General features: G+C 33.4%; 11 protein-coding genes. 4 read left to right on the plus strand and 7 right to left on the minus strand.

Annotation, left to right across the window (positions count from 1 at the left end; all coding sequences use genetic code 11):
• Nucleotides 1-99: 99 nt before the first annotated feature.
• The 5 genes from ABID42_RS15285 to ABID42_RS15305 form a co-directional block, all read right to left on the minus strand.
• The gene (locus ABID42_RS15285; protein WP_367284400.1) at nt 100-3,024 is read right to left on the minus strand and encodes a sensor histidine kinase; all 2,925 of its coding nucleotides are present in this window, start codon (nt 3,022-3,024) and stop codon (nt 100-102) included.
• A gap of 79 nt (nt 3,025-3,103) precedes the next feature.
• Nucleotides 3,104-4,006 carry a carbon-nitrogen hydrolase family protein gene (locus tag ABID42_RS15290; RefSeq protein ID WP_367284401.1) on the minus strand — a complete coding sequence of 301 codons (903 nt, stop codon included), beginning with the start codon at nt 4,004-4,006 and terminating at the stop codon, nt 3,104-3,106.
• A gap of 9 nt (nt 4,007-4,015) precedes the next feature.
• Nucleotides 4,016-4,609, minus strand: coding sequence for a GNAT family N-acetyltransferase (locus ABID42_RS15295; RefSeq protein ID WP_367284402.1), 594 nt, complete (start codon nt 4,607-4,609; stop codon nt 4,016-4,018).
• Nucleotides 4,610-4,620: 11 nt separating this feature from the next.
• Nucleotides 4,621-5,022, minus strand: coding sequence for a nuclear transport factor 2 family protein (locus ABID42_RS15300; protein ID WP_367284403.1), 402 nt, complete (start codon nt 5,020-5,022; stop codon nt 4,621-4,623).
• A 79-nt stretch (nt 5,023-5,101) separates the two neighbouring features.
• Nucleotides 5,102-5,608: a rhodanese-like domain-containing protein gene (locus tag ABID42_RS15305; RefSeq protein ID WP_367284404.1), complete on the minus strand. Its 507-nt coding sequence runs from the start codon at nt 5,606-5,608 to the stop codon at nt 5,102-5,104.
• Nucleotides 5,609-5,787: 179 nt separating this feature from the next.
• Here ABID42_RS15305 and ABID42_RS15310 point away from each other — a divergent pair, with 179 nt between their 5' ends.
• The 4 genes from ABID42_RS15310 (at nt 5,788) to ABID42_RS15325 (ending at nt 11,069) form a co-directional block, all read left to right on the plus strand.
• Nucleotides 5,788-6,852 carry a phosphatidylinositol-specific phospholipase C1-like protein gene (locus ABID42_RS15310; RefSeq protein WP_367284405.1) on the plus strand — a complete coding sequence of 355 codons (1,065 nt, stop codon included), beginning with the start codon at nt 5,788-5,790 and terminating at the stop codon, nt 6,850-6,852.
• A 399-nt stretch (nt 6,853-7,251) separates the two neighbouring features.
• Nucleotides 7,252-9,060: a PAS domain-containing sensor histidine kinase gene (locus ABID42_RS15315; protein ID WP_367284406.1), complete on the plus strand. Its 1,809-nt coding sequence runs from the start codon at nt 7,252-7,254 to the stop codon at nt 9,058-9,060.
• A gap of 406 nt (nt 9,061-9,466) precedes the next feature.
• Nucleotides 9,467-9,883: a response regulator gene (locus tag ABID42_RS15320; RefSeq protein ID WP_367284407.1), complete on the plus strand. Its 417-nt coding sequence runs from the start codon at nt 9,467-9,469 to the stop codon at nt 9,881-9,883.
• Between the two features lie 91 nt (nt 9,884-9,974).
• Complete coding sequence (locus tag ABID42_RS15325) at nt 9,975-11,069, plus strand: ATP-binding response regulator (RefSeq protein ID WP_367284408.1); 1,095 nt, start codon at nt 9,975-9,977, stop codon at nt 11,067-11,069.
• Between the two features lie 69 nt (nt 11,070-11,138).
• Here the strand turns inward: ABID42_RS15325 and ABID42_RS15330 are convergent, their stop codons facing one another.
• Entirely contained in the window at nt 11,139-13,553 is a 2,415-nt protein-coding gene (locus tag ABID42_RS15330; protein ID WP_367284409.1) for an OmpA family protein, read from the minus strand.
• Nucleotides 13,554-13,637: 84 nt separating this feature from the next.
• Nucleotides 13,638-14,624, minus strand: a complete 987-nt coding sequence (locus tag ABID42_RS15335; RefSeq protein WP_323254937.1) for a PorP/SprF family type IX secretion system membrane protein — start codon at nt 14,622-14,624, stop codon at nt 13,638-13,640.
• Nucleotides 14,625-14,631: the final 7 nt, after the last annotated feature.

Raw genomic sequence — 14,631 nt, forward strand, 5'->3', positions numbered from 1 at the left:
GATTGTTGATGTGTTTTGAGTGATGATAATTTTTCGCTCAAAGTAAATCAATTTTGTATTTTAAAATAAAAACAAATTACGCCATCAGTATCGCCAAAGTCAATCCCCTATTTGTGTGAGAGAAACCACTAATTTAACCTCCGTACCAATACCTATTTTTGAGTAAACGGTCAGTTTCCCTTTCATTTTACTGGCTCTGGCTCGCATATTTCGTAATCCGTTGCCTTCAATGTTGGTATTTTCGAATCCTTTCCCATCATCTTTAACAATTAATTCCAAGTTACCTTTTACTTTCAGAATCGAGATTTTCACTTGTTTGCATTCCGAATACTTGACTAAATTATTCACAGCTTCTTTAGCAATCAATAAAAGATTCCTTCTGAAATCCATCGAAAGTTTTAAATGACCGATTGAATCATCTACTTCAAATTCATAATTAATTCCTTTGGCTTCAAAAATTTCAGCGCCAATTCTTCGGATTCTTGCCGTTAATTGCCCGACGGTATCACGGTCTGAACGCAAACTCCAAACAATTTCTTCTAATTTATTTTGTAACGAAGAAGTATCTTCCAAAATCGTATTCAAGTATTTTTGGGCTGTTGGGGAGTCTTTTACTTGATGTTGAACCAGCGTAGAAAGAATAGAAATACTGCTTAAAGTTGCGCCAACATCATCATGCAAATCTGCTGAAATTTCAGTTCTTAGTTGTTCAATTTTCAAAATTTGATTAATTCTATAACGATAAAAAACATAAGCAATCAACGATAAACACACTAAAATCAACAACTTGAACCAAATTGTTTCTATAAAACTAGGCTCAATGGTGAAGGTAATCAGATACGGCTTTTTACTCCAAACACCGTGATTTGTTCCAATTGAAACTTCTAATTGATAAGTATTGGGTTGTAAATCAACAAAAACGAGTCGATTATTCGTGCCATTATTCACCCAATTTTGATTAATACCAAGCAAGCGATAACGAAATTGATTTTTTGCTGCTGGAGCAAAATTTAACGGTGAAAAACTCAGGCTTAAATTGTTTTGGTAACGCAACAATTTTACTAAAGCTGTTTGATTTGAAATCTTTGTACCACCAAGTGTTTCAAAAGTACTCAGGAATACGGCTGGCTCTTCGCTCTTGGCAAGTTCATTAATTTTTAAAATATTTATGCCGTTCTTCTGCCCTATCCATAATTTACTTTCATCATCTAACAAAAAACCGTTGCTGGTATTATTGCTAATTAAACCATCTTCTTCGATAAATTTTGCATATTGCTTGAAATCTGGACTAAAACGAAGTAAACCATCAAAAGTGCCGACCCAAATACTTCCTTGGCGGTCAACATCTATTTTGGCAAAATAATCATCAGGAAAATTATCTTTTGCTTTATTGACTTCTAATTCTGACAAAATTTTTCCTCCGTTATCCAGCACATTAAAACCACCATAGCCTGAAGCAAATATTTGATGATTCCGATTAGCTAATGCCAAAAAGTAATCTCCAATAAACTGATTATGCCTTTTAATATTCTGCTTTAAATCAGCTACTTGTATAAATTCCTGTTTCTTTTCATCAAAATAACAGATTCCAAAACCAGGAGAATACCAAGAAGCTAACCAGACTTTTCCATCGTCTGATAGCAATATATCATTGACAAGACTTTTTGTCCAAAACTCATTCTTCACTTTATCGCTCCATAACTTCAACGTTTGTTGTTTTGGATAAGAAAATACTTGGATAGGCTGATATTCAGCACTCAGCCAAACCTGATTTTTACTATCGATACAAATAACTTTAATATCGGAAGAAATCGCAGGGAAAATTCGGTTCAACGCTTTCCCATTTTTAGGCAATTGATATACGCCTTTTGTGGTGGCAAGCAATAAATCACCTTCATGCGTTATTGCCATTTTATTGACGGAAATATCTGAAGGTAAATCAAATTTCGTAAACCTATCATTTTGTTGATGATACTTCAAAATCCCCGAATGCGACAAACCTAAGTAGATTTCATTGGGATTTGGTTTCAAAAAAGCATTAATCGTTACTGGCAACTGTGTTACTGAAGGAGGAATAAAAATTGTTTCGCAACTTTTTTTCCCATTCTGATATTTCAGTAAGCCAGCGTCGCTAGCAATCCAGATTTTTTGTAATTGATTGTCTAAATAAAGAGCAGTAAATCGTGGTTTTATCTGATTAAATTGGTCGATATGCGAAAATTTTTGGCTAAAAATATCAAAAGTATATAAACCACCAGAAGTAGCCACCAAACACTTTTGTAAACCTAAATCTTTATAAAAAAGCACATCATTGATTTCGGTATCGCTTAATCCTTCATGATACTCCTGAATACTTTTCGTGTTGATATTCAAAGCAATAAGCTTTTTTTGCAAAGTACCTAAATAAAAAGAATTCCCATATTCAGCGATTGTCCTTAAAGTAATTGACTTAGAAAAGGTTTTAAAAAGTACAGGTTTTCTACGTTTTTCATCAAAAAAATAAAGCTTATTCAATGCCAAAATCCATACTTTTTGTTGACTATCTTGAAAGAAACGAATAGAAGTAACGTCTTCAGCAGTATTGGTGAAAAGTCTGAATAAATGCCAACGTTTGTTTTTTATGTCATAAAATTTGGCGTGATGAAAATCACCACACCAAATTCTCTTTTTAGCATCTACAAAAACATTATTGAAATGGTCATTATCAGGATTATCATCCGACCATTTGGGAGAAGCAATTTCGGTAGCAGTAAGCGTTTGTGTATTAATGTTGAAAATACCAGTTGATGAAAGCGAGACAATCAAATGCTGATCATCAAGTAAGCTGATTTTTTCGGCAAAAGCTTTTGGACCAATACTCAAAAACTCATAACCATCATAGCGAAATAATCCTTTTCTGGTAGCCAGCCACAAAAAGCCTTTTTTGTCTTTCGCCAAATGATATACTTCGTTGGTTGGTAAACCATCTTTCGTTGAGACGGTTTCAAGCTCATTGACCTTAATTTGAGCAAAGTTTTTTTGCACATTTTCCAAATAGAAAAACAAAAAAAAGATTACACAAAAAAACGGCTTGTTGTACATCGTCTAGTTTTAAATACAAACTTTACACTCTTTTCTTTACCACCCTAATCTCATTATCAATAAAACCAACGCTTAAACGCTGATGATCTTTATAATTAAATACTTGTCCGTCGTTTCTTACTTTTTCAATTACTGAAAAATCTAAGGTTTCAATCAACCAACCAATTTCCTGTGGCTGTTTAGTTGAAATAATTCCTTCTTCGGGCATTTCTTTGTCGGGCGTGGTATAAAATCCAGCAAAACCATAATTAATATCCACCGCTGGCGACCATTCTGCATTACCAACTGTTTGAGAAACAATGGTAAAAGCCTGATTTTCCAAAGCCCTTGCTCTCGCTCCAACATGCACACGAATAGCGCCACGAATGGTTTCGGTACAACTTGGCGCTAAAATTAAAGAAGCACCTGCCTGAGCAAGTAATTGTGAACCCAGAGCAAATTCAACGTCATAGCAAATTTGAATGCCAAATGAACCCCAATCAGCTTCGAAAAGTGTTAATTGTTTTGGTTCGGCGGTATCAATTCCCCATTCTTCATTTTCAAAACGAGTCATGAAAAATTTATCTTGAAAACCCACCAAACCTTTCGGCGAAAACACAAAAGCACGATTAAAAATCTTAGTATTTTCAAGCACAGGAAAACTTGGTGCTACAATTATTACTTGATACTTAATGGCTAAACTTGCAAAAAAATCACAGAATTCATCTTTCAAACTTTGTAGTTCTTGTACTTGTTGATGAATATTTGCTTGAATTGCTTTGGAAAAAACACTTACCAATTCCATAGAACCATATTCTGGGAAAAGTAATAATTGTGCTTTTTGTTGAACAGCATTCAAAACCCAATTTTCGGTATGTTTTCGCCAACTTTCTACATCGGCATGTTCACTGATTGGATATTGTGCTGAGGCAAAAGTAACTGTCATAGGTTTGTTTTATAAAGCTCGTTTCCAATAAATCATCGTTTTGGGTGTTGATACACTTTCATTAATATCTGGCCATTCAAAAGTACTTTGCAAAGAAAAATCCTTTTGATAGCCTCTTTTCAACCAAAAAGCATCATTTGGTCGATAATCTTCAGGTTGCAAAGGATGATTTTCGCCACGGTCAACCGCACAAAAACAAGTAGTTTTAAAATTACCGAAGCTTCGAGCATGAGCTTCACGTTCATCAAAAAAACGATGACCCAAACCTAAACCTCTGTACTCTTTCAACAGAATACTTTCGCCAAAATAAAAGATTGAATCTATCGTTAAACCTGCTTTTTCAAAAGGCAAACGTACTTCTGGAGCTTCGTCTGCCAATGGAATACAGGTGGTCGCTCCAACCATTTTTGAACCATCGTAAACTGCAAAAAGCAATGCTTTTTCTGCTTGGGAATATATTTTCAAATACTCCATTTCATAATCTACCGAACCTTCATAAAGGTAGGGGAAATCACGAAAAACGGTGATTCTTAAATTGGCTAAATCTTCAAAAACAGTTGTAATTTCTGCTCCTTTTTTTTGAATAAATGAAAGTGTTTGCATAAAATTTAGCCTTATTCAGAAACCAATTGAATCCACAAAGGGAGATTATAATAAGTAGTTACTCGGCTGATTTTACCATCTTTCAAACCTAAAAAAGCTGCTGCTGGTAAAATATAAGTTTGGTTATGGGCTTCTGGCAAGCCTTCTTCTCCTTTTTTATAAATTCCGTTTACAACAAACTCCACAGCTACACGTTCGCCTGTTGGTTCATCAAAAAATACCATTTCGGTCAGTGTTTCTTCATAAGATTCATCCATGTGTTGTAGGAATTCCGTGAATAATTCAATGCCAATTCTAGGTTCGCCTTGGTTTGGCTCGTGGCGTACTTCTGGATGTAAAAGTGCTAACATTCCAGCCCAATCTTTGTTGTTAAAACAAGCGTAGTATTGTTTTACAGTTTCTAATGAAGTCATTGTGAATAATAATTTAATGAATAAAATATTTACTTGTCTTTAAATACAAAATATGTGTAATTAATGTTTCAGATTGTAGTTATTTATATACTTTCTTCCCTTTTTTCAACCAGATTCCCCATGTTTTATCGTAAGCATGTACTTCATCTGTGATTCCCTTTTCATTAACAAGTGCTTGGTTTTGATTTTTCCATTCAAAAATTCCTCCGTACAAATTATGGACATTGGTAAAACCTTGTTGTAAAAGCTTTTCAGCGACTTTTTCACTTCTATAACCCACAGAACAATATACTACAATTGGCTGATTTTTAGGAGTGTTTTTTAAAGACGACAAATCTAGCTTTTCATAGCCTACTAGTTTTGCATCTTTCAAATGGCTGATTTGATATTCCTTAGGTTCACGAGCATCTAATAAAAGTACAGTATTGTTTTTCTTAGTCAATTCATTTACAGACATTTCAGGAACGCTGTGTGAAAGTAAGGTTTTTAATAAAAGCTGATAAGCTGTATTTTCAACCTGAATATGCTGAGCTATTGCACCAAAATTAATCGCAATAAAAATCAGCAAAGTAATTAGTTTTTTCATGCTATCAATCAAAGTTGAATAAGTCATAATTATCAAAATATTACAAAATAAATATCATTGGATTAATTAAGACAAGACCTTATAAAGAATGTAGTTTAATTAGCTAATTTTAAAGAATCGCTAAAGGTCATGTATCTCAACACACAAGCATTACGTCAATTTTTAATTAATCAGCCCTCATGAAACTTATACTTAGTACGTTTTTTATCATATTTTGTTTTTCAGTTCCGACTAAAAATTTAGACCAACTTACCATTAATAAAATTCAAGTAATTGGTTCGCATAATAGTTATAAAGTAGCGATAGACGCTTCGCTCTTTCAACTTATCAAGAGTAAAGACCAATCCGATTTATCTGGTTTGGAGTACAGCCACCCTCCTATTTCTACTCAACTCGACTTAGGTTTAAGAAATTTAGAACTTGATGTTTATTCAGATTCACTCGGTGGAAAATACGCCAATCCACTGGGTTTAAAATTGGTAAAAAACCAAGCTCCTTTCGATACCGAAAAACAAATGTTATTGCGGGGTTTCAAAGTTTTTCATGTACAAGATATAGATTTCAGAAGTCATCATCCACTTTTCAAAGATTATTTAATTGAACTAAAAAACTGGTCTGATAAAAACCCAAATCACGAACCAATTTATATCACCATCAATGCCAAAGATGATGAAATTAAAAAAGCAGGTTTTGTAGTGCCAGAAAAGTTCACCGCAAAAACATTTGATGCCCTTGAAGAAATACTAAAAAAGTATTTGGGCACATCAAAAATCATCAAACCTTCTGATATTCAAGGACATTACTCAACATTAGAAAATGCCGTGCAAAAGTTTAATTGGCCAAAACTAAAAGATGCGCGTGGAAAATTTGTTTTTATCTTAGATGAACAAGATGAAAAAAGAGAAATGTTTATCAAAGGGCATCCATCCCTAAAAGGTAGAATAATGTTTGCTAATGCCATTCCTAATACTCCTGAAGCAGCTATATTAATTTTAAATGATCCCAAAAAGAATCAAACATTAATCAAAGAATATGTATCAAAGGGTTACATCGTCAGAACTCGTGCTGATGCAGAAACCGTTCAAGCTCGCCAAAATGATTATTCTCAATTTGAAGCCGCTAAAATTTCGGGTGCTCAAATCATTTCTACAGATTATTATCTAAAAAGTACTCACTTTTTATCTGAATATAGAGTATCTTTCGAGCAGGATGTATTTATCAGGAAAAATCCATTATTTAATTAGTAAATAACAATTGGGTAAATTAAGCTCAATTTGTAATTTTGAATTCGCAATCCTTCATGCAAAGTCTCTACGATTAATTAATTTCCTTTTATCAAATTAACTATATCTACATTTTTTAAACACGAAATCTTTTGGGTTTCGGAATTTTATCATGAGTAACGAAAAGCTATTTTGATACCGCACAACATTAAATTAGCCTTTTCAAAATATAAATTAAAACTGCCAAAAATTAAATTATACAATTAGCAAATGATATTGCTAATCAGGTGTTTGATGAAACCTTGCGTATTTGTTTTCGCTAAAAATGAATACTTTTTTGTTTTATCTCTTATATAAATAGCCGTCCGATTGAGTAGTGAGTTATCATCATTTTGAAAAATTAAAACCGCCATTTACCAGATGAAATCTTCCTCAATTAATTATCTATCAGAAGTAATATTGAATTCATTAGAAGGCAATGTTTACATTTTAGATAAAGAATACCGTTTCATGTATTTTAATGAAACTTATATTAGAAATTATGTTTATAGTTTTAATGAAAGACCACAAATCAATAAAGTAAGCAAAGTAATAACATCTCAAAAACAGTTTTTTATTTCTTTAGCCCAAAGTTATCAAAACGCATTTGAAGGACGTGAAATAAGTATTGAACCTCAAAAACTAAACCATAAGTTTACGCCAATTAATGACGAAAATGGCGAAATTTCGATGATTTTAGTTCAATTTTACTTACCTGATGATGCGAAACCTTTCATCACTGAAAACAGCCTTTATTCTGAAAGCCAATATCATGAAGTAATCAACCTCATAAGTGATATTATATTTAAAACAGATGAACATTGGCGTTGGACTTTCCTGAATGATTCATGGACTAAAATTCTTGGTTATAGCAATGAGGAATCGTTAGGAAAACCTTTCTACGATTTCATGCACCCTGAAGATGCTGACAAAAAAGAGCAGCTTTTTGATGCCCTCATTCGAGAAAAAAAAACTACCAGTAAACATCTCGCTAGGTTTATCACCCAAACAGGTGAAATAAAATGGATTAAAGCTTCTGTAACTTTTATTTCAGACGCAAAAGGATTTGTAATTGGTGCTACCGGTACACTCAGAGACATTACCCGACAAAAGGAAAATGCTCATATCTACGAATTACTCTCCAACAATGTTAAGGATTTAGTCTGTATTCACGATTTAGAAGGCACATTGTTGTACATTTCGCCCTCTATTAAACAAATTACAGGCTATGAACCACAAGATTTACTTGGGAAGAAACTCTCGGATTATTATCATCCCGACGATTTAAAACTGGTTGATAAAGAACAACTACCTTTTGCAGGAACTACTTCATCCTATATTAGTTATCGTTTCAGAAATGCCGATGGCGAATATGTTTGGCTAGAAACAAACTCTAAAGTATTTTTTGACGATTACGACCTCACACATCGCATCATTACTTCTTCAAGGGAAATCAACGATAGAAAACGTACTGAAGAAATTTTAATGGCTTCTTTACAAAAAGAAAAAGAATTGAATGATTTAAAAACGCTTTTTGTCAATGTAGCATCGCATGAATTCAGAACGCCACTTTCTACGATTCGTTCAAGTACTGAGATTATTCAGTTGATAGACAAAGACCAAAATCCGCATATCAAAAAGCATGTTAATATTATTGGTAGTCAAATTGATAGAATCACGAGTTTGATGAACGAAATATTGATTGTTGGCAAAATTGAATCTAACAATTTGAGTTGCAACAAAGAACGTGTAAATGTTATCGAACTAGTAAAATCTTGCTTTGAAGGACAAAATGCCTTGCAAAAAGATGGTCGTACAATTGAATTTAAAGTAACAGGCATACCAACTATTGCTGAAATAGACCCACTCCATCTCAATCTCGTACTTGATAATCTGGTTTCAAATGCCTTTAAATATTCCAGAAATCGCCCAAATCCAATACTGAGTTTGTCATTTTATGAAAATTCCTTTGAAATTATTATTCAAGATTTCGGCATTGGTATTCCAACAGAAGTAAAAAATAAAATCTTTAATTCATTTTACAGAGCCAGCAATGTTGGGAGAATCGAAGGAACGGGTTTAGGTTTAGTCATTGCAAAGAACCTTGTCAAACTAAATGGAGGCAAACTCAACTTTGAGAGCGAAGAAAACAAAGGTTCAACATTCATCCTTCATTTCAGTTATTTATAAAGAAAATAACGGTAACAATAGTTGGAGTAAAAAAGAGACGAACAATCAAAAAAGAGCATTTATAATTTTTGTTATTAATGAATAAATAAGTAATTTAGCCAAAAGCGTATTTCTTGATAATTATCAAAAAATAAGTAAAATTTGCCTTAGTATAAATTTATAAATTACTTAATAAACTATAAATATTACTTCAATTGCCTGAAGAGTATTTACAGCAATTGAAAGTACTCCATTATTAAACTTATTTTAAATCTACCGATTGTGTAATACAATTTCAATCGGTCAATAAAACAAATTGAGTTATTGAGTTTTATAAACTTAGGTACTCGGTACGATATTAATAACTCAGTCTCTTTAAAATTATTAAAAGAGAATTTGATCTCTATTAATAAAATTTTGAAACGAAATGAATAATATTCCCCAGACTTTAATTGTAGATGACGAACATCTCAACAGAATTTTACTTTCTCGTTCACTGCAATCATTTAATATATCTTACAGCGAAACCACCGATGGTCAAGAGGCTATAGCATGGATAAAACAATCTACTGAAAAAAAACTCATTGTTTTATTAGACTTGAATATGCCAGTAATGGATGGTTACGAATTTCTATTTTACTTAGAAAGCAATCCCGAAGAATTTTCTGATAAACATATTGAAATCATCATCGTATCAGCAGCCAGCCAAAATAGTTTCGATGAGTTGTGTAATCTAGCTGGAATTACGTTAAAAACTGCAGCGTATCTCGAAAAACCTGTAAGTAAAAACAGGTTACAAGAAGCCCTCCTTCTTGCTACTAACAACTTCAACTCGGTTCTCTAATCAATATAGATGTTCTTCTACATCAAAAAAGCTTTTTAGTCAAAAAGTGTAATTTTTGATTTATGATTAACAATATTTTACAAAAACAATTATGACTAAAATCGTATTGATAGAGGATGATTTTTTGCTTGCAGATAATACAAAAACAATTTTAGAAATAAGCGGATTTAGCTGCTTTGTTGCAGAAGAAGGAGAAATCGGGATTCAATTAATTGAGGAAATTCAACCCGACATCGTAATTTGTGATATTATGCTTGGTGAAATGGATGGCTATGAGATTCTCAGAATTATCCGTTATGAAAAAGGTTTGGTCAATCTTCCATTTATTTTTCTTTCAGCAAGAGCCGATTTATCTGACAAAAGAAAAGGAATGAATTTGGGTGCAGATGATTTCCTGACGAAACCATTTACCACCAAAGATTTAGTAGAGACGATTAATTCTAGGTTAGAAATTAGCTCTCTTAAAAAAGCCTCTGCTGATGTCGAAATCAGAAAAAATGCTACCGATATTTTTCTGAGTATCTCGAATCATGAATACCTTACTCCACTAAATGGTATTGTCAATTTTACTGATTTGATGTCAGAACATATTGACAATTCTGATTTATTAGACATCAACGAGCTTCAAGTACTGATTGATGGCATTAGGCTTTCGGGCAATAGGATGCTCAGAATTACAAGAAAATTACTTTGGTACAATCAGCTAATCAATGGCATAAATCCTTGGAAACATGCTGCCAAAGAACAAGTAGATATTGTAAAGCTTGAAAATAAGTTATTCAATCAACTCAAGAAAAGCAAACCCACTGATTTCCACTTAATTGCGAACCACAAAGCCTTGCCACTTGAAGGATACGACAGCATTTTTCTTGAGAACATACTTTCAGAACTGTATCAAAATATCATTCAATTTGCGAATATAGATTATAGAATTTATTCCGAAATACTCACTACCGATTCAGAACTGATACTAAATTTAAAAAATCACTTTCTGGGTATTTATGAAATGGATACTCAGGCGATAAAACCTTTTTACCAAGCACATGTTACCAAAGATAAGAATGGTACAGGTTTAGGTTTATACATCGTAAATGAATGGGTGAAAAGTATTGGTGGGCAATTAGAAGTAACCTGTACAAATAGTATTTTTGAAGTAAATATTACATTGCCAAGAGTACTGAAATAGTATTCAGAAGCTTATATCAAAAAAGGCTAACCAGAATATCTGATTAGCCTTTTTTGATTATTAATCCACTTATTTTAACTGAATAATCTTAAACTCCGAACGTCTGTTGGTTTGATGTTGCTCTTCTGTACATTCTATTCCGTCGGCACATTCGTTTAATAATTGTGTTTCGCCATAGCCAGAAGTCTCAAATCTGTTAGCGGCAATACCTCTTTTTACCAAATATTGGACTACCGAAGCTGAACGATTTTCAGAAAGTGTTTGGTTGAATTCTGTTGTTGCTCTACTATCAGTATGAGAACGAACTTCAATTCTCATATTCGGATAACGGCGCATTAATAACAACAATTTATTCAATTCTTTAGCTGCATCAGGACGAATATTGTACTTGGTATAATTATAGTAAATATTGTCGATAGCAATGACATCACCTTCTTCAAACATACTTAAATTAGAATTGATTTCTTGTGGGTCGTCTTTTCCTAATTTATCTATTTTGTTTCCTTTTGAGGCAAAATTATCTTTAGAAGCATCTATCGTATATTCACATCCTTCACAAATTTCAAACTGATAACGCCCGTTTGGACCAGTCACAACAGTTTGTATTGTGCCATCACATTCATTGGTAAGTGTAACTTTTACACCACCTAACGACGATTTATCTTTATTCACTGTTACTCTTCCTTTTACAATTTTAGTTGCAGGGCAAGGAGAGGTATTCTTAGAAACCGCAACATCGGTACTGTCACTCATAAGTACTCGCATCAAAGGAATCTCAAGCGCTCTCAGCATATTACTTTCAGTACTTGTAAACGAAACACTATTAGGCAAATAACTATCTCTACTTGCATTGAAACCAAATTGCTTGTTCAAATCAATACAAATTCTGAACGAACCATTTGAATCTGTCTTTTTCATCACTGTTTTGCCATTTTCAACTACTGCAACATCCGTATTATCTAAAGGCATTTTTGAATCTGCATCATATACAATTACTTGCAGTTCTTGACATTCTGGTTTTTCATCACACTCACGAGTAAAACGGTAAATATCATCATCAGTTCCTCCACGTTTGCGATTTGAAGAAAAATAGCCCGATTTGCGTTCTCCATCAGTAATCAATCCAAAATCATCTTTACTTGAATTAATAGGCATTCCCATGTTTGAGACATTACTCAATACTTTTGTACCAGAAAGTTTCACATAAAAAATATCTAAATCGCCTAATCCGGGATGACCATCTGATGAAAAGTATAAATTAGCTCTTTCATCCACAAATGGGAACATTTCATTCCCTAAAGTATTAATGGTTGGTCCCATATTAATAGGTTTACCAAATTTCCCATCGTTATATTCGCAAACATAAATATCAGTTCCACCATAACCTCCTGGCATATCCGAAACAAAATACATCAGTTTATTGTCTTTCGTAAGCGAAGGATGTCCAGTTGAATAATCGTTATTATCAAATGGAATTTCTTTGATATTTACCCATTCTCCACCCTTTTCTTCAGCAGTATAGATTTTCAGTTTATTAACCTTATCAGCAGAAGTTTTGTATTTACCGTTATTGTAATTATTTCTAGTAAAAATTACTCTTTTGCCATCGCTGGTAAAAGTCATTGGTCCTTCGTGGTATTTGGTATTTAAGCTTTTGCTAAAACTTTCCGTTTTTACGCCCGGAGTTTCTACAAAATTTCGGTAGATATTTGAACCACTGAATGTTCCAATCGTTCTGGTATCATTGGCAGTTGGGGCAGTATATTCATCTTCGCCGATGGCTTTTCCTTTTTTTCCAATTTTCAATTTATCATCCGCAGAACTTCCCAAACCAGCAGGTGTTGTCACCGTCAATTGGTTTATATCACTCAAATAATACATATCTAGGAAATGTGAATTATCCCAAGAAAACATTCTTTTCAAACCGATTTCATTTACTCTACTTGAATTAAAAACCAAACCATTTTTATAATACATCGGACTAAAATCGGCATGGTCAGTATTAATTGACAAGTAATCTACTTTATAACAAGTAGCATTTCTGTTTAAAACATCAACGTTTTTATATAATTTCTGGAAACCTCCGCTTCTTTTATCTGCGATTTCTACTTTTGAATATTGTTCATAAACATCTTGCGCTTCCTTATATTTTCCATTAGAAGCCAATGCTTGGGCATAGTATAAATATACCTTTGTATCAGCACCAGAAAATGTTGCTCCTTTTGATACCAGTTCATGATAAACTCTTTCTGCGTTTTGTGAATCACGCATTTGTCTGTATGAATAAGCTAATTTTATCATCGCAGCCTGTCGGTCTGCATCTGATAGTTTACCTTTTAGCACCTGTTCAAACAATTCAGAAGCATTTAGGTAACTCATCTGCTTGAAATGATACTCCGCATCTTTTAATGTCTGAGCAATCGTACAGGCTGTTGCAAGCAACACCATACAGAAAGTGAGTATAATTTTATTCAAATTAATCATCGTTTTAAATGTTTTACTAGCTATGGTTTTTACTAGAAGGTTTCTCTTTGGTTTTGAGTATTTAACTCTTTCAGTATTGATTTTTTAAAAATAACGTGGTGTAAGAATTTTCGTTTTACGATAACCAAATTCATAACGAAGCATAAATTCATGCGAACCTTTTTGTAAACTTTTTAAACCATTAATTGCATAATCATAAGCATAGCCAAAACGGATTTGATCGGTAGCTTGTACTTCCAACATTCCAATAACTGCATCGCCATTTTGGTTGGTAAATGGTGAAGAGAATTTCAAGTTATTGGTTCTCCAAGAGCAACCTAAAGCAATTCTATCGTTATACCAAAGGTTCATGTTTAAATCAAAAGAAGCTGCATCACGAGTAACTTTTGATAAAAAAGACGGCTTTAAAGTAAACGAGCTTCCTAATGGAAATACATAACCCAACATGATAAAATAATGACGTTCCTGACGAGATGCTGAATCGGTAGCGGTACCAGTTTGCGTACTTGTCAGCTTATTTCTCATTAAACTAGGACATGAAAAACCGATATAACCACGGTCGTCACTCAAAAATACGCCAGCTCCAAAATTCGGCAACCATTTATTAAATGAATAAGTAAAGGCTTGATCACCTGTTTGAGTCACTAAGGTTTGTGTTAAATTTCCAGAAATACTAGTTGCACCAGCCTGAATCCCCATTGCTAAAGTAGCTCTTTGCGTAACTTTTACTCTGTAGGCATAAGAACCATACATTCCTACATTTCTATAATCCCCGATTCTATCATTATACGCTTGGAAACCAACACCTACTTTTTCTCCATTGATTGGGCTATCTATTGAAAAAGATTGCGTTGTAGGTGCACCAGTAATGTTTACCCATTGCTGTCTGTGTACAACAGTGGCACTCAATACATCACGACTACCAGCATAAGCAGGGTTCAAGGGTAGCATATTGAACATATACTGAGAATATTGAACCTCTTGCTGGGCCCGAACCGAATGTACAGCGATGATTAACAACAATGGGGCTGTCACATATTTAATTCCTGAAAGCAAACCTTTGAACTTCATGTGATTC

It is taken from the genome of Arcicella rosea, assembly GCF_040543805.1.
Classification (GTDB): domain Bacteria; phylum Bacteroidota; class Bacteroidia; order Cytophagales; family Spirosomataceae; genus Arcicella; species Arcicella rosea.